The sequence below is a fragment of the Pseudomonas sp. PA27(2017) genome, assembly GCF_001945445.1.
Taxonomy (GTDB): Bacteria; Pseudomonadota; Gammaproteobacteria; order Pseudomonadales; family Pseudomonadaceae; genus Aquipseudomonas.
The window spans coordinates 29421-49404 of sequence record NZ_MSXW01000005.1 but is presented as its reverse complement, the minus strand read 5'-3'; the positions used below and the strand labels follow the sequence as shown (position 1 = coordinate 49404).

The window sequence follows — 19984 nt, the reverse complement described above, 5'->3', positions numbered from 1 at the left end:
TGAACATCTCTCGCATTACGGCCTGCCATTCGATGGAGGCCGCCCGATGAGCCTGCTGGAAATAGACAACCTGAGCGTGCGCTTCGGCGACGCCAACGCCGTGCCGGTGGTCGATGGCCTCGACCTGAAAGTCGACAAGGGCGAAGTGCTGGCCATCGTCGGCGAGTCCGGCTCCGGCAAGTCGGTGACGATGATGGCGCTGATGGGCCTGATCGATGCCCCCGGCATCGTGCAGGCCGACCGCCTGACGTTCGACGGCACCGACATGCTGACCCTCAAGGGTCGCCAGCGTCGGCACATCGTCGGCAAGGATCTGTCGATGATCTTCCAGGATCCGATGACCGCCCTGAACCCCAGTTTCACCGTCGGTTTCCAGATCGAGGAAGTGCTGCGCCAGCACCTCGGCCTCAAGGGCAAGGCTGCGCGCCAGCGTGCCCTGCAACTGCTCGAACGCGTGGAGATTCCCGGTGCGGCCAGCCGCCTCGACGCCTTCCCGCACCAGCTGTCCGGTGGCATGAGCCAGCGCGTGGCGATCGCCATGGCGATCGCGGCAGAACCCAAGCTGCTGATCGCCGACGAGCCGACCACCGCCCTGGACGTGACCATCCAGGCGCAGATCATGGAACTGCTGCTCGACCTGCAACGCGAGCAGAACATGGGCCTGGTGCTGATCACCCATGACCTGGCCGTGGTCGCCGAAACCGCCAATCGGGTCTGCGTGATGTACGCAGGGCAAGCGGTGGAGCTGGGCCAGGTGCCGGCGCTGTTCGACGCGCCGACCCACCCCTACACCGAAGCGCTGATCAAGGCGATTCCCGAGCACAGCCTGGGCGCCACGCGCCTGTCGACCCTGCCCGGCATCGTTCCCGGCCGCTACGACCGACCCAAAGGCTGCCTGCTGTCGCCGCGCTGCCCCTACGTGCAGCCCAAGTGCCGCGAACAGCGCCCAGCCCTGGAACCCCACGAGCGCGGCGCGGTGCGCTGCTATTTCCCGCTCAATCTGAATGCCGAGGTGGCGTGATGACGACTGTCCTGAACGCACGCCAACTGACGCGTCACTATTCCGTGTCCCAGGGCCTGTTCAAGCCTGCCGCCACGGTGCAGGCGCTCAATGGTGTGTCCTTCGAATTGCAGGCCGGCAAGACCCTGGCCGTGGTCGGCGAATCCGGCTGCGGCAAATCTACCCTGGCCCGCGCCCTGACCCTGATCGAGGAGCCCACCTCGGGCTCGCTGCAGATCGCCGGGCAGGAAGTCAACGGCGCCAGCGCCCAGACCCGCAAGCAACTGCGCCGCGACGTGCAGATGGTGTTTCAGAACCCCTACGCCTCGCTCAACCCGCGGCAGAAGATCGGTGACCAGCTGGCCGAACCGCTGTTGATCAACACCAGCCTGTCGCGCGTCGAACGCCGCGAAAAGGTCCAGGCGATGATGAACCAGGTCGGCCTGCGCCCGGAGCACTACCAGCGCTACCCGCACATGTTCTCCGGCGGTCAGCGCCAGCGTATCGCCCTGGCCCGCGCCATGATGCTCAACCCCAAGGTGCTGGTGGCGGACGAGCCGACTTCGGCGCTGGACGTGTCGATCCAGGCCCAGGTGCTCAACCTGTTCATGGATCTGCAGGAAGAGTTCAAGACCGGCTACGTGTTCATCTCCCACAACCTGTCGGTGGTGCGCCACGTCGCCGACGACGTGCTGGTGATGTACCTCGGCCGCCCCGCCGAGATCGGCCCCAGCGAGCGGCTCTACGAGCGCCCGTTGCACCCGTACACCAAGGCGCTGCTGTCGGCCACGCCGACCATCCATCCGGACCCGAGCAAACCGAAGATCAAGATCGTCGGCGAGCTGCCCAACCCGCTCAACCCGCCACCGGGCTGCCCGTTCCACAAGCGCTGCCCATACGCCACCGAGCGCTGCCAGACCGAGCTGCCGCTACTGCGCCCGCTCGATGGCCGGGAAGTGGCCTGCCACCACGCGGAAACCATCAACAGCTGAGGCGAACGCTCGCGGCCCTTACAAAAGCTTACAACGCTGCAAGGGCCGCGTTCTCTCTATGCGGGAGCTGAAGATACAAGCGGTTACGATCAACTGAGAACCAAGTTCAACTAACAATAATTATCATCCCGAGCGGAATTCGCATAACCACTCAGGATGAATACGATGCACAGCCCTTCCCGCCGCTCCTTGCTGGCCACTGCCATCACCTTCGCCGGCACGCTAAGCGCTACCGCCCAGGCCAACGAGCCCATGGTCCTCGACAACGTGGTGGTCTCGGCTTCCGGGTTCGAGCAGAAAGTGGCCGAAGCCCCCGCCAGCATCAGCGTGATCAGCCAGCAAGACCTGCAACAGAAACGCTATGCCAACCTGGCCCAAGCCCTCGAAGATGTCGAAGGCGTGGATGTGCGCCAGGGCACCGGCAAGACGGGAGGGTTGGACATCAGCATTCGCGGCCTGCCCAGCGACTACACCTTGATTCTCATCGATGGCCGCCGGCAAAACACGGCGGGCAACGTCACCCCCAATGGTTTCAATGAGACCTCGACCAGCTTCATGCCACCGATGTCGGCCATCGACCGCATCGAAGTGATCCGCGGCCCGATGTCGACCCTTTACGGTTCTGATGCAATGGGTGGCGTGGTCAATATCATCACCCGCAAAGTGAGTGATCAATGGGGTACATCCCTGAGCGTGGATCACACGCTGCAGGAAAACAGCGACTACGGCGCCGCCAGCAGCACCAGCCTGTACACAAGCGGGCCGCTGGTCGAGAACCTGCTCGGCCTGACATTACGTGGCAGCTTCCACAACCGTGAAGAGTCCGACCTGACCTTCGACAATGGCAGCACCGTCAGCAAGCGCGGCGCATCGCCCGTGGAGGGTCGGAACACCACGCTGGGCGCGCGCCTGACGCTCACCCCCAACGAAGATCATGATTTTTCCGTGGATGTCGACAGAGCGCGCCAGGTGTACAACAACGACAACTGCCAGCTCGGCAACCTCGACGGCAAGAGCGGAGGCAGTGCCACTCAGGGATGCACCACGGATGCTCCCACCACCATCAACGGCTACAAGGATGAACTGCGCTTCGAACGCGAACAGGTCGCCCTCATCCATACCGGGCGCTTCAGCTTCGGCACCCTGGACAGCAGCTTGAGCCACAACACCACCGAAACTATCGGCCGCACCGTACCTGGCCGCCTTGGCGTCGCCTACACCGGCTACCCGAGGATCGTCGGCGGCAACGACCGCACGCTGAAGTCCACCGACCTCATATTCGACACCAAGCTGGTCAGCCCCATCGGGGACGCCCACACCGCCACCATCGGCGGCCAATACTGGGACGCCGAAGTCGAGGACGGTATCGCCAGCGAGAAATTCCAGCAGACCTCATGGGCGCTTTTCATCGAGGACGAATGGCGCCTGCGTGATGACCTGGCACTCACCCTCGGCGCCCGCTATGAAGACCACGAAGCGTTCGGAGGCCATGTGAGCCCAAGGGCGTATCTGGTATGGAACACCACCGACAACTGGACGATGAAGGGCGGCGTCAGCAGAGGTTACAAGACGCCGACGCTGAATCAGTTGCATGACGGCATCAATGGCGTCACCTCGCAGGGGGCACGTATCACCATCGGCAGCCCCGATCTCGAACCGGAAATCACGACCAATACCGAGTTCGGCGTTTACTACGACAGCCATGCAGGCTTCGATGCCAATGCCACGCTGTTCCACAACAAATTCGAGGACAAGATCGACGATGGATCGCCGATCCCCAACTGCTTCTCCGCCATCGATCCGAATCAACCGGGCTGCGTCAGTTACGGCTCTGCCTTCACCCAGGCGGATTTCTCGCAAAGCATCAACGTGGGCAAGGCTCAGACCAAGGGCCTCGAGCTGGCCGGGCGCTGGGAGTTCGTGCCCTCGTGGACGCTGGCCATGAACTACACCTACACCGACAGCGAGCAGAAAAGCGGTGACAACAAGGGCGCCCCGCTGACCAACACGCCCGAGCACATGGCCCATGCCCGCCTCAGTTGGTTGGCCAATGAGCGCCTGACGCTGTGGTTCAAGGGTGAATACCGCGGCGAGCGGGCACGCTTCACCGACCGCTACGAAAACCTAACCGCCGCCAACCGTGCGGTACAGGATCAGGTTGGCGACCTGAAGGCCTATCAGGTCTTCCATCTCGGCGGCTCGTACCGTGCCACGGACAACCTCACCCTCAACGCGACGCTGTACAACGCCTTCGACAAGGACTTCGCCAAAGGCAAGCTGTACACCACCAACACTGGCACCACGGCCTGGGCATCCGAGTACATTCAGACGGCTCAGTCCACCACGGGTACCCTGGAAGAAGGCCGGCGCCTTTGGCTTTCGGCCAATATCACCTTCTAACCTAAGGTGCCGTCACGGAGCCATCGCAGGCCCCGTGACGGCCCCTTCGTTCCGGGCATTAGCGCCGACAACTGTCGGCCTAAGCCTTAATAGACATCGCGCCGATAGCGGCCCTGCTCGAGCAACTCGTCGACGGCATCGTCACTCAGTACCTCTCGCAGCACTCGGTCCACGCCACCGGCCATTCCCTGCAAACTGCCGCATACGTAGACGGCGGCACCACCTGCAATCCACGCCCGCAGTTCATCGGCCGCCTCGCGCAGGCGATCCTGCACATAGAGCCGCTGAGCCTGGTCGCGTGAAAAGGCCAGATCCAGTCGCTGCAACTGCCCGCCTTCGAACCAGGCCTGCAACTCGTCACGGCAGTAGAAGTCATGCTCGGCATTGCGCTCGCCGAACAACAGCCAGTTGCGCGCGTGCCCGGCGGCGATGCGCGCCTTGAGCAGGCTGCGCAGGCCAGCGAGCCCGGTGCCATTGCCGATCAGGATCAGCGGGCGATCATCTTCAGGGGCATGGAAACCACTGTTACGGCGTACCCGCGCCAGCAACTGCGCGCCCATCGGCAGGTGCTCGGTCAGCCAGCCGGAACCGGCGCCCAGTTCGCCATTGGCCAGGTACTGCTGACGCACGATCAGCTCCAGCACGCCATCTTCGCGCAGCGAGGCAATCGAGTATTCGCGGCTCGGCAGAGGCACCAGCGCCTCGAGCAGCGCCTGAGCATGCAGGCCGACCAGATGACTGACGCTGTACGGCAACTGGCGAGCGGCCAATGCCTCAGCCAGCGTATGGCCCAGCGGTTCGATGACGACGGACGCCAGCGCCTGCAAACCGTGGGCTTGCAACCAGCACTGCACCTGCGCTTCACCGTTGCGCGGGAGGATTTCCAAGATATCGCCCGCCTGCCACTGGGCACCGGCCGGCGGCTGCAAGCCAACCAGCCAGGTTCCCGCGCCCTGGCTGCCCGGGTTCAGGCAGATACGCTCACGCAGCCCCCAGCCATCGAACGGCACCTGCTGCACGGCCAGAGGCTGCACGCCGGTCAGCTCGGCTAGCTGCCGCTGCCAATGCTGTAGCGCCTGCTGATCGTCACCATCCACCTCGATACGCTCGCCCAGGCGCTGCGCACCGCGGCTGGCCAGCCAGTCGTCGAGGCGCCGGGCGAAGCCGCAGAACTGCGTGTACTGGTGATCCCCCAGGGCCAGCACCGCATAGCGCAGGCCAGGCAGATCCAGCGTTGCCGTCAGCCACTGACGCTCTGCACCGCGGGCGCTGTCCGGCGCCTCGCCGTCGCCAAAGGTGCTGAGCACCAGCAAAGCGCGGGGTGTGGCGCTGAGCCTGGCGGTGTCGATACGCGCCAGCGGCTGCACTTCCACCGCCATGCCGGCGGCCTGCAACTGCCCGGCGGTTTGCCAGGCCAATTGTTCGGCAAAACCGCTCTGGCTGGCGAAGCCCACCAGCCAGGGCTCCCCGCCCTCGCCCCCTACAAGTGCCTGTCGAGCAGCCAGCGCTGCGCGCTTCTTGCGGCGACGGTCCAGGTACAGCAGCAGGCCGGTGACGAAGAACAGCGGCATCAGCATGCTGGCGACCATCATCAGGATGCGCCCGGTCATGCCGAAATATTCGCCGGTATGCAAGGCGTAAACACTGGCCAGCAACCGCGCCTTGAACGACTTGTCAGCGTAACGCTCGACCTGTTTCGCCTCGCCGGTCAGCGGGTCGAGCTGCATCTGGTCGAAGGCGCGGGTGTGCTCGGCGTCGCGCAGCATGAAGAATACCCGCGCCGGCTGGCCGGCCGCATTGGGCAACTGCAGGCTGTAAACGCCAAGCCGGTCCCCGGCCGTACGCTGGATGCCCTGCCAGAGGTTTGCGTAGTTCACCGGCGGCATTGCTTGCCCTTCGGGTGGTGGCCCGCGGCGACCGCGCTCTTCGCCAGCAACCCGGGGTTTGTCGCTGAGCAGGCTTTCCAGACCACTGCGGTACCAGTCGTAGGACCAATACAGCCCGGTCAGCGCCGCACACAGGTACAGTGGCAGGCACCAGGTGCCGACCACCGCGTGCAAGTCCCAATTGAAGGCGCGGCCCTTCTTGGCCCAATCGAACGTCAGCCAGGCGCGCCAACTCCACACCTTGCGCGGCCAGCGCAGGTAAAGCCCGGACAGGCAGAAGAACACCAGGGCGATGGTGCAGGCGCCGGTAATCTGCCGGCCGCTCTGGCCCATGGCGAGAAAGCGATGCAGCTGCAACATCAGGCCGAAGAACTGCAGGCCCCGCGGCTCACCCAGGGATTGGGCGCTGTAAGGGTCGACGAAGCGTATGCCGCCCCGCCGCTCGCCGGGCGGCGGGGTCAGGAACACCCGCGTCGGTTGGCCGCCCTCGGTGTCCACGTAGAGCCCGGATACGCTGAGCCCCTGAGCCTGCAAGCGCTCGACCATTTCGCCCGGTGGCAGCACTTCACCCGCCTGAGCGTTCACCGCCATCTCGGGGTTGATCGCCAGCAGGATCTCTTCCTGAAAGCTGTACAGCGCGCCGGTCACGCCCATCAGGGCCAGCACCAGCCCGGCGGTGATGCCGAAAAACCAGTGCAGTTGGAACAAGACTTTCTTGAACACGATTAACACTCAGCAGATGGACACGACTGAAAGCCGCGCGACTCTAGATGAGAAGCATTCGAAATGCTCGATATTTACTCGCCTTTTACAACCAGCCGACCGCCACACAGGCAAAAGCCCCGTCGACGCCAGGCGTCGACGGGGCTCGGCGGCGCCGGTCAGAAGCTGTAGGTCGCCGACAGCAGCGCCGAACGGCCATCGCCATACTCGATGGCCGACGAGCGTGCCGCGGCACCGGCCTGCTGACGCACGCGCTCGACATAATCCTCATCGAACAGGTTGTTCACGTTGAGCTGCAGGTCGAGGTTCTCGTTGACCTTGTAGCCGACCATGGCGTTGTGCAGCCAGTAGTCGTCCAGCTTGGCGCGAGTGCTGGACGTCACGTTGCGCTCGCTGACATAGCGAGCGCCGTAGCCGATGCTCCAGCCCGCCGGCAGCTCGTAGGTGGTCCACAGGTTGAAGGAGCGCGGCGGCGTGTTGCCCAGCGCCTGGCCTTCACGCGCGGCACCGGCAGGCGTGTCGGCGGCCTCGAGGGTTTCGCCATCAAGGAAGGTGTAGTTGGCGAACACGTCCCATTGCTCGGTCACGTGGCCGGTCAGGCCCAACTCGAAGCCGTCGACACGCTGCTTGCCGGCCAGTTGCGTGGAGCCGTCGGACATGGTTTCACGTGCGTTGCTCTTCTCCACACGGAACACCGCGGCGTCCAGCTCCACGCGGCGCTCGAACAGCTCCCACTTGGTGCCCAGTTCCCAGGTTTCGTTCTTCTCGGGGTCGAGGTTGGCGGTAGCGATGGTCAGGCCACCGCCCGACGAGGCCAGGTTTTCGGCCGACGGGTTGAAGGAGTTGCCCCAGGCGACGTAGAAGCGGCCGTTTTCCACCGGTTTGTAGACCAGACCGAGACGGCTGCTGGCCTTGCGATCATTGAAATCGAAGCGCGTGGTCGGCTGGTGAGTGGCGTCGAAAGCCCGCGCCTGGCCGTCCATCCAGTCCACCCGCACGCCGCCGTTGATGTCCCATTGCTCGTTGAGCGCGATGGTGTCGAACAGGTAGATGGCCTTATCGACCAGCTTGGTCTCGGTATAGCCGCTGTTCGCCTTGTTGGTGGCGCCGGCCCAGTGACCAGGTGGGTTGCCGAGATCGAAAATCGGATAAGGCGCCGCGCTCGTCAGGTTGTAACTGTAGGTGCGCAGGTCGAGGGTCTCGCGGGAGATCTCCGCGCCGACCACCAGGTTGTGGGCCAGCCCGAAGGTGTCGAAGGCGGCCTTGAGGTTGGTCTGGTTGATCCACATCTCGGTCTCGGCGTCACGGCCGTAACCCTGCGGGCCCGCCGGGCGATAGCTGCCGGCCGGCACACCGGTGGTGTTGACGTGGGAGGCGGAAACCGTGGTGTCGCGGTTGACCAGGCTGTAGCGGGTCAGGTTCTGGATGCTCAGGCTGTCGTTGAAATCGTGCTCGAAGTTGGCGGTGAATGCGCTCTGCTCGATCTCTTCCTTGTCGAGGTTCTTCCAGCCGAAGTAGGCCTCGCGATCGACACCGGCCAGGCGCTTGCCATCCAGGGCCGGCACGCCGTAATCGGGCAGGTTGTCGTCTTGCTGATGGTGCAGGCTGAGAGTCAGCCGGGTCGCCTCGCTGAAGCCCAGGCGCAGCGACGGGGCGATCCCCCAGCGCTCGCGATCGATCTCGTCGCGACCGGCGACGTCGTTCTGGTGGCCCATCAGGTTCAGGCGCACGGCGCTGTCGGTGCCCACACCGTCGAGCGGCTGGTTGGTGTCCAGGGTCATGCGGTAGTAGTTGTCGGTACCGACGCTGCCGCCGATGCGGGTGAAGGCGCGCTCCTGCGGCTGCTTGCTGATCACGTTGATGCTGCCGCCAGTGGTGCCGGCGCCACCGAATACCGAGTTCGGCCCTTTGATGACCTCGACCTGATCGATGTTGAACGTGTCGGTACGGCTGGTCTGGGCGCTGTCACGCAGGCCGTCGATCTGCATGTTGGCATTGGCACTGAAGCCGCGGATGTTGATGCTGTCGCCCGAACCACCGCCGCCCTCGCCGGCGTTGAAGGTGATACCCGATACGTTGGACAGCACCTGTCGCAGGCTCAGGGCCTGCTGTTCCTCGATGACTTTCTTCGGCACCACGGTGATGGTCTGCGGGGTATCCAGCAGCGGCGTGTTGATCTTCGCGGAGGCGGATTGCTCGACCTTGGAGCTTTCCGCTTCCTGGGCCTGGATCCGGACATCGCCCAGTTCCAGCGAGCCGGCCTTGGTAACGGTTTCGGCGGCCAGGGCGCTGCAGGCACAGGAGGCCAGGGCGAAGCCGATGGCAGAAGCGAGCAGGCAGGGTTGTGGACGGCGGGTCAGCGTTTTTCTTGTGTGTTGCATGATGTGTCTCCCCAGAAAGCCGGGAAGAATAATTGATAATTATTATCATGCAACAACAATAATCATTCGGATCCGTATGTATAGCGACCGTGTTTCGACCGGCCTGCTCCAGCACCAATCTCTTCGAATGAAATGCCCCGCGATCAGCGGGCCAGCACGCGCTTGTCGATGGCCGCCAGGTCGCGGCATCCGGTCAGGGCCATCGCCACTTCCAGCTCGGCGCGCAGCAGTTGAATGACATGCGCCACCCCCGCCGCGCCAGCTGCCGCCAGCCCATGGATGTAAGGCCTGCCGATCAGCACCGCGTCGGCGCCAAGGGCGAGGGCCTTGAGAACGTCGGTGCCGCGACGAATGCCACCGTCGAACAAAAGCGGCAGGCGACCCTGCAGCGCATCGGCAATCGGCTCCAGGCAGTCGAGGCTGGCCGCCATGCCGTCGAGCGTACGGCCACCGTGGTTGGATACGATCAGCCCGTCCGCGCCCTGCTCCAGCGCCTCGCGGGCGTCCTCCACGTCGGTCACGCCCTTGAGCAACAACGGCAAGCGGGTGATCGAGCGCAGCCAGCGAATGTCCGCCCAGGTTGGCGCCGCGGCGAGCAGGCTACCGCCCAGCAGCAGGGCGCCATTGCTTGCCGCCGGCTGCGCGACGGGCGCGCGCATGCCCTGCAGATTGACCGCCTGCACGTCGGCCGGCAGCACGAAGCCGGCACGTTGCTCGCGGTTGCGCACGCCATTGACCGGCGCATCCACGGTCAGTACCAACGCGCGATAGCCGGCCGCTTCGGCGCGCCGTACCAAGGCTTCGGTGAAGGCACGATCGGGCTGGATGTACAACTGGAACCACAGCGGGTTGCTGGCCGCAGCGGCGATGTCCTCGAGGCTCGTGCTGGCCTGGGTGCTGACGATCATCCCGGCCTGCAGAGCGGCGGCGGCCATCACCGTGGCCAGTTCGCCGTCCGGGTGGGCGAGCTTCTGAAAGGCCACCGGCGCCAGCAGAATCGGAAAATCGTGGGTCACCCCGAACAATTCCCGGCGCGTGTGCCCACCGCTCAGGTCGCGCAATATTCGGCTGCGCAAACGCAGGCGCTGGAACGCCTCCAGGTTGGCCTGCAGAGTCAGCTCATCGGCCACGCCACCGTTGACGTAGGCCCAGGCCGGCTCGCTCATGCGCGCCTGGGCGTAGGGTTGGTAATCACTGACCGAAGCGATGCTCGGGGGAATCTGCTGCAGCTTTTCCATGCTCAGGTGTTCGCCCAGTGCCGCAACAGGTTGTGGTACACGCCGGTCAGGCGAACCACCTCGGGGCTTTCCGGCAACTGCTGGCTGATGCCCTGGATGGCCTGATCCAGCTCGAACAGCATGCTGCGCTGGCCATCCTCGCGCACCAGGCTCTGGATCCAGAAGAACGAGGCAAAGCGTACGCCACGGGTCACCGGCATCACCCGGTGCAGGCTGGTGCCGGGATACAGCACCAGGTGCCCGGCAGGCAGCTTGACGCTGTGACTGCCGTAGGTGTCCTCGATCACCAGCTCGCCGCCGTCGTATTCATCCGGCTCGCTGAAGAACAGGGTGGCCGACAGGTCGCTGCGCACCCGGTGCGGCGTGCCTGGCACGCTGAAGATGGCGTTGTCCACATGGCTGCCATAGGTGCCGCCGCCAGCGTAGCGGTTGAAACGCGGTGGCAACACCTTGAGCGGCAGCGCAGCGGCGACGAAGCGCGGGTTGGCACCCAGGCAATCGACGATGAAGTCGCCGATTTGTATCGCCAGCGGATCATCCTGGGCCAGTTGCTGGTTGTCCTTGGCGCGCTGGGCGACATGCCCGGCCGTGCCGCGACCATCCTGCCAGGCGCCCTGCTCCAGCGCGACACGGCACTGGCGCAGCTGCTCGGGCGCCAGCACATTGGGGATGGTCAACATCATGAACGGACTCTCGCGAACGCCTAGTAGAGAATGATTCTAAGGCGCAACAATCCAGCGAGAGAAGCCAGCACATGAAAAATAAACGCCTGCACCGAATCCAGAGCAGGCGTAGCGGTAGCCAGGAAGGAAAAGCAGCGTCATCAGCGGATCAGCGCAAACGCCACATCTCGAACGGCTTGGCCAACACGAACAGATCGCGGGCGACGCTTTCCGGGTACTGGTCGCCCGGCGGGGCGTCGGGCAGGTACAGCGCCGCGGCGTCGAGGGTCGACAGCGAGAACTCCGGCTCCACACCAGCGGCCTGGAATAGCCCGATGACCGCCTCGACTTCCGCCGCGCAGCTGCAATTGACCCGGCGCCCGGCGTAGAAAGCGTTGAGCTGGTCGCAGACCTTCTCGGCAGCCAGGCCGGTGGCCTCGGCCTCGAGCAGCGACAGGCCGAGGTCTTCCTCGCAGGCCGCATCCAGGGTGATGGGGCTGGCCGTCGGTTTGACGATGGCGGACATGCTCGTGCCTGGCACCGCGGCACCGATTTCGATGGGGAAAGGCCCCTGCACGCTCTGGTAGAAGCGAACCGCCATGGCGCCTTCGAGCATTCCTGGGATCTGTTTCATGACACGACTCTTGTTGTTCCAGTGATGTTGCCAACAAGCGCGGCGCCATCCTGCGCCGCGACGGGAGGGCATTGTCGGCACCTTGTATGTACGAGTCGTGACAATGAGCGCATCTCGCCGACCAGCCGTCGGCAAGATGGCTGGGGTTGGCGGCGCAGCGGGGTTGCCCCACTGCGCGTATGGCGGTCAGACCACGCCTTGGGCCAGCATGGCGTCGGCCACCTTGACGAAACCGGCGATGTTGGCGCCTTTGACGTAGTTGATGCCGCCATTCTCCTCGCCGTGACGCACGCAAGCGTTGTGGATGGACTGCATGATGCCGTGCAGCTTCTCGTCCACCTCGCCCTCGCTCCAGTGCAGGCGCATGGCGTTCTGCGACATTTCCAGCCCGCTGACTGCCACGCCACCGGCGTTGGAGGCCTTGCCCGGGGCGAACAGGGTGCCGTGCTCGATGAACAGGTCCACCGCGTCCAACGTGGTCGGCATGTTGGCGCCCTCGGCCACGCACACGCAGCCATTGCCGAGCAGCGCACGGGCGTCGTCGAGGTTCAGCTCGTTCTGGGTCGCGCAGGGCAGTGCGATGTCGCACGCCAGGCCCCAGGGGCGTTGGCCGGCCTGGAAGCGCAACGCGCCGCCGTCCAGTTCGCTCAGGCGGCCACGCTTCTGGTTCTTCAGCGCCATCACGTCCTGCCAATGCTGCTCGCTGAAGCCCTCTTCTACATACAGCGTGCCTTCGGAATCGGAGAAGGAAACCACCTTGCCGCCCAGGTCCATGACCTTGCGCGCGGCGTACTGCGCCACGTTGCCGGAACCGGAGATGGCCACGCGCTGGCCATCGAAGTTACGACCGCGGGTCTTGAGCATTTCTTCGGCGAAATACACGCAGCCGTAGCCGGTGGCTTCCGGGCGGATTAGGCTGCCGCCGTAGGTCAGGCCCTTGCCGGTGAGCACCGAGGTGAACTCGTTGGCCAGGCGCTTGTACTGGCCGAACAGGTAACCGATCTCGCGGCCACCAACGCCGATGTCACCGGCCGGCACATCCAGGTTGGCGCCGATGTGACGATACAGCTCGGTCATGAACGACTGGCAGAAACGCATCACCTCGGCGTCGCTCTTGCCCTTGGGGTCGAAGTCAGCCCCGCCCTTGCCGCCGCCCATGGGCAGCGAGGTCAGAGAGTTCTTCAGGGTCTGCTCGAAGGCCAGGAACTTGAGCACGCTCAGGTTCACCGAGGGGTGAAAGCGCAGGCCGCCCTTGTACGGGCCTATGGCGCTGTTCATCTGGATGCGGAAACCACGGTTGACCTGCACACGCCCGCCATCATCGACCCACGGCACGCGGAACAGCACGGCACGCTCCGGCTCGACCAGACGCTCGACGATGCCTGCCTCCAGGTAACGCGGGTTGGCTTGCAGGAACGGCCACAGGCTACGCAACACTTCCTCCACCGCCTGGTGGAACTCGGGCTGGTGAGGATCGCGTTGTTTCAGGCGTTCGAGGAAATGATCGACGGACATGCTCATGGCAGACTCCCTGGCGTCTTGCTGCGCCGCGCAATGAAAAGTGGCGGGACTCTAACAAGAACGCCATGCCCTTAAAAAGGGCAAAATGACGCCTTTATGAAACTTTTTGGTGCTTTATTGTAAATAGCTTCGCAAAAGCAGGGCTTTCACAAACCAAAACAACGCACCAAATCAGCCTCATCGCGCACCATAAAATCACTCCTCCCGGATGGACTGCCAGCTCAAGCCGAAGCGCGCCAGGTACTTGCGCAGGCGATCCGCATCGTTGGGCTGCGCCTTGGCCTGGCGGCTGATATCGAACAAACGCCTGCCAGCCTCTGACAGGCTACCTGTCTGCCGACAGATATCGATCACCGCCTGCAATTGCAGACGGTCGAACAGGTCGGTATCACCTGCGGCCTCGCCCAGCAGAGTCGACAGGTCATCCTCCGCGCCCAGAACGCCCCAGGCACGCCGCAGCCGCTCGATCTCTTCCTGTACCTGGGCCTCGTCGATGCGGCCGCTGTCGGCCAGGGTCGCCATGCGCGTGATCGAGGCCGACAGCTCGCGGAAGTTGCCCTGCCAGGCGGCTTCGCCGGAGCTGGCGAAGGCCAGGTAGCGGCGCCGCGCCTCCAGGTTGAAGCGCACCATTCGCCCCTGTTCGCGCGCATGGCGCTCGAGCTCGAAGTCGATGTTCGGCTCGATGTCTTCGCGGCGCCCGGCCAGCCCCGGCAGCTCGAAAGTCCACAGATTGATGCGCGCATAGAGGTCTTCACGAAACAGCCCTTCGGCGACCCGTGCGCGCAAGTCGCGATGGGTGCCGGCGATCAGCAGGAAATCGCTGCTCACCTCCTTGTCCGCGCCCATGGGAAAGAAGCGTTTTTCCTCGACGGCCTTGAGCAGCATGGCCTGCTCGTCCAGGCCCAGTTCGCCGATCTCGTCGAGAAACAACATGCCGCCATCGGCGGCGCGCAGCAGGCCATCGCGGGCGTTCTGGGCACCAGTGAAGGCACCCTTGGTATGACCGAACAACGCCGACATGGCGCCGTCGCCGCGCAGGGTCGCGCAGTTGACCTCGACGAAACGGCCATCGACCAGATGGCGACTACGTTTGAGCTCGTAGACGCGCCGGGCCAGAAACGACTTGCCCGCACCGGTCGGGCCGATCAGCAGCATCGGTGCCGAGGAACGCACGGCAACCCGCTCGATCTGCTCGATGGAGCGGTTGAATGCCGCGTTGCGCGTGGCGATGCCCGACTTGAGAAACGCCAACCCTTCCAGCCGCTCGTGCTGGAAACGCGTGGCGATACGGTCGTACCGCGACAGGTCGAGGTCAATCAGCGCATGGGTACCGGTGACCTGCGCCTGTTCATCACGCTTGCGCGCCGGCGAGGTCTGCACCAACCGCGCCGGCAGGTAGCGCGCCTCGGTGAGCAGGAACCAGCAGATCTGCGCCACGTGGGTCCCGGTGGTGATGTGCACCAGGTAGTCCTCACGCTCGGTATCGAAGGCATAGCCGCTGGTGAAATCATGCAGCGCGCCATACACCTCTTCGAAATCCCAGGGGTTGCGCAGGTGCATCGGTTGCAGGCGCACCTCGGTTTCCGGGGAGATCTGCTCGATGTCGGCGCGAATGCGCTCGGCCAGGCTGATGTCGCGCGCATCGACGCCGTGAATCAGTTCCAGGCGATCGATCAGCAAATCCGCCTGCTGGCACAGGCCGATACTCGGGCGCCACTTGTTCCAGCGATTGGCGCCCTTGCCGACCCGATCCAGGGTGGCGCCGATGAAGCCGATGGCGACAGTTTTCTTTACTCTCATAGTTTATCCATAGAGATAAATCCTGATATCAGAATATCCAAAACATCAGACAAAACTAGTCCTCGATCACTTCATGAGAATCTTTTAACAGATAAAAATACATAAATATCAATAGCTTAAAGAATAAACAGCCACCTCTTAAAAAACTGGCACGTCTATCGCTATATCCATCCTGAGCTAATCGCTGATGCCCCCAAGCTCGCAAAAGCTGAATCAGCAATAACGGAGCGCTCGGCCAGGCCTGGAAAGAACCCGCGCAGCGCAGGAGAGGACGCCGTGAAAAGCAACAAACAACGCCGCCGGGAAATCCGCGAGGCACGCGCAAAACGCAAGCTGTGCCAGGCCGCATCGGCCAACTGGCCTGCATGCCAGATGCCGCCACCCGGCAGCATTGCGGTCTACCGCCCCAGCCTGGCGACTTACAACAGCTATGACGAACCGCTTTTCGTCCAGCGCGGTTGGTACCAGGACCTGCCGTTCACCTGCCGCGATTGCGGCGCTGAACAGATCTGGACGGCAACTCAGCAGCGCTGGTGGTACGAAGTGTGTAAAGGGCAGGTATTTTCCACGGCAGTACGCTGCCGGGCCTGTCGATTGAACAAAAGGATTCGCGATGGCCGGGAACGCCCCGACGCCGACCGGGCCATAACGCAAACAGGAGCATGACGATATGAGCGAGAAAACTTACAACCTGCTGGAAGTCGCGGGCGGCAAGCCGATCAAACTGTGGACGCAAGGCGTTCCGGTCGAGGAAGACGCCAAGCAGCAGTTGATGAACACCGCGAAGATGCCCTTCATCTTCAAGCACCTGGCCGTGATGCCGGACGTGCACCTGGGTAAGGGTTCGACCATCGGCAGCGTGATTCCCACGGTCGGCGCGATCATCCCGGCAGCGGTCGGAGTGGACATCGGTTGCGGGATGATCGCCGCACGTACCTCGCTGATGGCCCACGACCTGCCGGACAACCTGGCCGGCCTGCGCGCCGCCATCGAGAAGGGCGTGCCCCACGGGCGTAGCAATACCCGGGGAGGCCGCGACCGGGGCGCCTGGGAAAACGTGCCGGAGATGGCTGACCATGCCTGGTCGGCGCTGAGCGAGCGCTTCAAGGCGATCACCGACAAGTACCCACGGCTGGAGAAGACCAACAACCGCAAGCACCTGGGAACCCTGGGAACCGGCAACCACTTCGTCGAGGTGTGCCTGGACGAAGCGAATCGGGTCTGGTTCATGCTGCACAGCGGATCGCGCGGCGTGGGTAACGCCATCGGCAACCTGTTCATCGAACTGGCCCAGGCCGATATGCGCCAGCACATCGCCAACCTGCCGGACCGTGACCTGGCCTACTTCGAGGAAGGCAGCCAGCATTTCGCCGACTACGTGGAAGCGGTGGGCTGGGCCCAGGACTTCGCCAAGCAGAACCGCGCGCTGATGATGCACGCGGTGATCACGGCGGCACGCGGGGTGATCGCCAAGCCGTTCGAGGTGGCGCTGGAAGCGGTGAACTGCCACCACAATTACGTGCAGAAGGAGCGTCACTTCGGTGAAGAGGTGCTGGTAACCCGCAAAGGCGCGGTGTCGGCGAAAAAGGGCGAGCTGGGCATCATCCCCGGCTCCATGGGCGCCAAGAGTTTCATCGTGCGCGGCCTGGGTAACGAGGAGGCGTTCTGCTCCTGCAGCCACGGTGCTGGCCGCACCATGAGCCGCACCAAGGCCAAGAAGCTGTTCACCGTGGCAGACCAGATCAAGGCCACGGCCCACGTCGAATGCCGCAAGGACGCCGACGTGATCGACGAAATCCCGATGGCCTACAAGGACATCGACCATGTAATGGACGCCCAGCGCGAGCTGGTGGAAGTGGTGCACACCCTGCGACAGGTGGTGTGCGTTAAAGGATAGCGATTATGAAATACCTGAAAGAATGGCTGCGGCGATTGAAAAACCGCCCGGTCTCCGGCGACTACTGGGAAGACCGTCGCCATCACGAAGCATTGCAAGCCCTCGCTGGCTGTAAGGGCGAAGGCGACTGGCTCACGCTGAGCCGTCATGGCAACGGTTTCGTGCGCGAGGTGGCGGTGCGTGAACTGAGTGAGCTGCCTTCACCAAAAGCCCTGGCCGCTCTGCTCGAACGAGTCAACGATTGGGTGCACCAGGTACGCCAGTTGGCCGATGCAGGCGTACGGCGCTACCTCATAACCGAGCATGCACCGGCTTTACTGTATGCCCTGCAACCGCTGATGGCGCTTGCTGAGCGCCAGCGCGCCGACCACACAGAGACACTGGCGCTAGCCCGCACGGTACTGCAGGGCGCCGAGGTGCGCGATACAGTGCTGGCGGCATTCGTCGTGCATCACGGCAAAAGTGCGCGGTTCCTGTTCGACCTGCTGCTCGAGGCAAGCGACGAGCCCGTTAGCCTGCTAGGCAAGGCACTGGTACATCGCGAGATGACGGTACGCCAGATGGCGGTTTCGGCCTGCCAGAAGCTGCCCGCGGAACAGGCGGTACCGCTGTTGCAGCACGCACTGGCCACGCCCGGTGCCAGCGTGCGGGTCAAGGCCCTTCACGCATTGCTGAGCCTGCTCGACGACCCACGCGAGATGCTGCGCGGCGCCCTGCTGGACGCCTCGCCGGCGGTGCGCAGCCTGGCCCGCTGGGCGGCGCCAAGCTGGCAGCTTGATGCCGGTGAGGTGCTGACTAATCGACTGGACGCAGCCCTGCCAAAGTCCAAGCGCGAATGGCTGGGCGTGCTTGGTCTGGCCAGCGAACTGCAGGTCAGCCTGAATGAGCGCTGGCGCGCTGCTGCGCTACGCTCGCCCATGGCCAGCGTGCGCCTGGCGGCGCTGGCGAGTCTCGGCGACGAGCACCTGAGCGAGCAGTTGGTGATGCTGGACGATCCAGCCGACAAGGTTTTCGCCAAAGCCTGCGAACGTCTGAGCTGCCAGCCCTGGGATGCATTGCAAGCTGAGCTCGACGGCCGCCTGGATCGTGACTGGCAGAGCCTGCCTGACCACCGCCGCGCCGCCCTGATGGCGCTGCGACCACGCTGGCAACAACTGGCCTACCTGCTGCGTCGCCTGGATAGCGATATCCAGCAGCGCGACTACTGGCTGGTGTGGATCGTCAACTGGTGCCAGCAGCAATACCTGATGGTCGACCCGACCACAGCGCCAGCCGAACGGCGCAGGTTGCTTGCCCGGGTTAGAGAATTGCAGGACAGCGGCGCCCTGCCGCCAGGTTGCGTGACGCGCCTGACGTGAAACAACCGCCTGCTCGAGGCATGCGAATAACGGGATGAGGTGAGGCCATGCTGCAACCGATGCAAAGCCAGCGACTCGATGAACTGCGCACCCGCCTGGAAGAGGCGGGCTGCGTGTTCGACTTCGTGGTGACCACGCTCGACCCGACCGCCACACCTGGCGAGGCGGAGCATCGGCAGGCCCTGGAGTTGCTGTTCGAGGCCATCCAGGCACGCGCCCGGGTCTGGCAGCAGAAGCTGATCGCTCAGGATGCCCGTTACGCGAACCACCGCTGGCCCGAACCGACGGCGGATCTAGCTCAGGCCCGCCCACAGCCGCTCACGGTCGATGCCATTCGGGAGCTGGCCAGCGAGGAGGGTTCGCTATGCCGCAACTTCCGCGATCCCCCCTACGGCACTCAGTTGCAGGTGGCGGACTTTCGCGAGTGGCTACAAATGCTGCGGCTGTATCGCGATGAACCGCTGCAGGTGTTCGATTGGGTCGGCGATGCAGACAGAGAGCCGCAGCGCAGCACCTGGAGCGACTATTTCGACGACGGCAAGGAATGGTGGGGCATCTGGTGCCTCACGCTATACAACCCGCGACGTCGGACGTTGTCCGCGCTGGCCGCCAGCGCGACAGACTGAACAAGGATGGAAAAACATGGACATGCAACAACGCCACCCCCTCAGCGACGCCATGCGCGCGCGGGTGCTGGCTGAACTCGAACGGGTCGAGCGCGAACGCAACGTCAAGGTGCTGTATGCCTGCGAATCCGGCAGCCGCGCCTGGGGTTTCGCCTCGACGGACAGCGACTACGACGTGCGCTTCGTCTACGTGGAAAAACCGGACTGGTTCGTTCAGGTGGATGCTGGTCGCGACGTGATCGAGCGCCCACTGGACGACGAGCTGGACGTCAGCGGCTGGGAGCTGCGCAAGACCCTCGGCCTGCTGCGCAAATCCAACCCGACGCTGCTCGAATGGCTCGACTCGCCCCTGGTGTACCGTCAGGAAGATCAAGCCACGGCGCGCCTACGCGAGCTGGCCGAGCATTTCTACAGCCCGCCGGCGGCGCGCAATCACTACGTGTCGATGGCCAGAAAGAATTTCCGCGGCTACCTGCAGGACGAGACGGTGCGCCTCAAGAAATACTTCTACGTACTGCGCCCGCTGCTCGCCGTGCTGTGGATCGACCAGGGCCGTGGCCGGCCGCCGATGACCTTCGCCGATCTGCTGCAGACGGTGGACGACTCGGCGCTGCTGGCCGAAGTGGACGAGCTGCTGACCCTCAAACGTAGCGCCGACGAGTCCGCCTACGGCCCGCGCCGCCCTGCACTGCACGCTTTCATCGAGGCGCAGCTGGAGCGGCCGGTGCCGGCGTTGCCGCGTACCCAGGCGGACAGCGGGCTGCTCGACGTCTACCTGCGAGAAATGGTGGGTCGCTACGCCTGAGCCGCATTTGTAGCCCAGATGAGCGAGGCGATACTCCGGGTATCGCCTGTTCGATCCAGTC

At 64.1% G+C, this 19984-nt stretch carries 15 protein-coding genes; 8 read left to right on the top strand and 7 right to left on the bottom strand.

Annotated elements, in window-relative coordinates:
- Positions 1-46 precede the first annotated feature (46 nt).
- From BVH06_RS01960 to BVH06_RS01950, 3 genes are all read left to right on the top strand, one after another.
- Positions 47-1021: an ABC transporter ATP-binding protein gene (locus BVH06_RS01960; protein WP_075933002.1), complete on the top strand. Its 975-nt coding sequence runs from the start codon at positions 47-49 to the stop codon at positions 1019-1021.
- The gene (locus tag BVH06_RS01955) at positions 1021-1992 is read left to right on the top strand and encodes a peptide ABC transporter ATP-binding protein (RefSeq protein WP_075933001.1); all 972 of its coding nucleotides are present in this window, start codon (positions 1021-1023) and stop codon (positions 1990-1992) included. Before BVH06_RS01960 ends, BVH06_RS01955 begins: the two co-directional genes overlap by 1 nt.
- Before the next feature lie 165 nt (positions 1993-2157).
- Positions 2158-4392 (top strand): TonB-dependent receptor domain-containing protein, encoded by a 2235-nt coding sequence (locus tag BVH06_RS01950; protein WP_075933000.1) that lies wholly within the window; start codon positions 2158-2160, stop codon positions 4390-4392.
- A gap of 86 nt (positions 4393-4478) precedes the next feature.
- On the opposite strand, the gene BVH06_RS01945 is transcribed toward BVH06_RS01950, so the two are convergent.
- From BVH06_RS01945 to rtcR, 7 genes are all read right to left on the bottom strand, one after another.
- Complete coding sequence (locus BVH06_RS01945; RefSeq protein WP_075932999.1) at positions 4479-7001, bottom strand: sulfite reductase flavoprotein subunit alpha; 2523 nt, start codon at positions 6999-7001, stop codon at positions 4479-4481.
- Between the two features lie 158 nt (positions 7002-7159).
- Positions 7160-9382, bottom strand: coding sequence for a TonB-dependent siderophore receptor (locus BVH06_RS01940; RefSeq protein WP_075932998.1), 2223 nt, complete (start codon positions 9380-9382; stop codon positions 7160-7162).
- A gap of 143 nt (positions 9383-9525) precedes the next feature.
- Entirely contained in the window at positions 9526-10620 is a 1095-nt protein-coding gene (locus tag BVH06_RS01935) for an alpha-hydroxy acid oxidase (RefSeq protein ID WP_075932997.1), read from the bottom strand.
- A 2-nt stretch (positions 10621-10622) separates the two neighbouring features.
- Positions 10623-11303 carry a Fe2+-dependent dioxygenase gene (locus tag BVH06_RS01930; RefSeq protein ID WP_075932996.1) on the bottom strand — a complete coding sequence of 227 codons (681 nt, stop codon included), beginning with the start codon at positions 11301-11303 and terminating at the stop codon, positions 10623-10625.
- A gap of 148 nt (positions 11304-11451) precedes the next feature.
- A complete protein-coding gene (locus BVH06_RS01925; RefSeq protein WP_139315540.1) occupies positions 11452-11916 on the bottom strand; it encodes a hypothetical protein in 465 nt (154 codons plus the stop codon).
- Between the two features lie 186 nt (positions 11917-12102).
- Positions 12103-13437, bottom strand: coding sequence for an NADP-specific glutamate dehydrogenase (gene gdhA, locus BVH06_RS01920; protein WP_075932994.1), 1335 nt, complete (start codon positions 13435-13437; stop codon positions 12103-12105).
- A gap of 195 nt (positions 13438-13632) precedes the next feature.
- Complete coding sequence (rtcR, locus tag BVH06_RS01915) at positions 13633-15237, bottom strand: RNA repair transcriptional activator RtcR (protein ID WP_075932993.1); 1605 nt, start codon at positions 15235-15237, stop codon at positions 13633-13635.
- Between the two features lie 276 nt (positions 15238-15513).
- Between rtcR and BVH06_RS01910 the strand changes: the two genes are divergently transcribed.
- From BVH06_RS01910 to BVH06_RS01890, 5 genes are read left to right on the top strand one after another with little or no spacing between them, the layout of a single operon-like run.
- Positions 15514-15903: a zinc-ribbon domain-containing protein gene (locus BVH06_RS01910; RefSeq protein ID WP_075929261.1), complete on the top strand. Its 390-nt coding sequence runs from the start codon at positions 15514-15516 to the stop codon at positions 15901-15903.
- Between the two features lie 4 nt (positions 15904-15907).
- Positions 15908-17134 carry an RtcB family protein gene (locus BVH06_RS01905; RefSeq protein WP_075932992.1) on the top strand — a complete coding sequence of 409 codons (1227 nt, stop codon included), beginning with the start codon at positions 15908-15910 and terminating at the stop codon, positions 17132-17134.
- Positions 17135-17139: 5 nt separating this feature from the next.
- Positions 17140-18492, top strand: a complete 1353-nt coding sequence (locus BVH06_RS01900) for a HEAT repeat domain-containing protein (protein ID WP_083651826.1) — start codon at positions 17140-17142, stop codon at positions 18490-18492.
- A 47-nt stretch (positions 18493-18539) separates the two neighbouring features.
- Positions 18540-19118 carry a hypothetical protein gene (locus BVH06_RS01895; protein WP_075932991.1) on the top strand — a complete coding sequence of 193 codons (579 nt, stop codon included), beginning with the start codon at positions 18540-18542 and terminating at the stop codon, positions 19116-19118.
- A gap of 16 nt (positions 19119-19134) precedes the next feature.
- Positions 19135-19923: a nucleotidyltransferase domain-containing protein gene (locus BVH06_RS01890; protein WP_075932990.1), complete on the top strand. Its 789-nt coding sequence runs from the start codon at positions 19135-19137 to the stop codon at positions 19921-19923.
- The last annotated feature ends 61 nt before the right edge of the window (positions 19924-19984 follow it).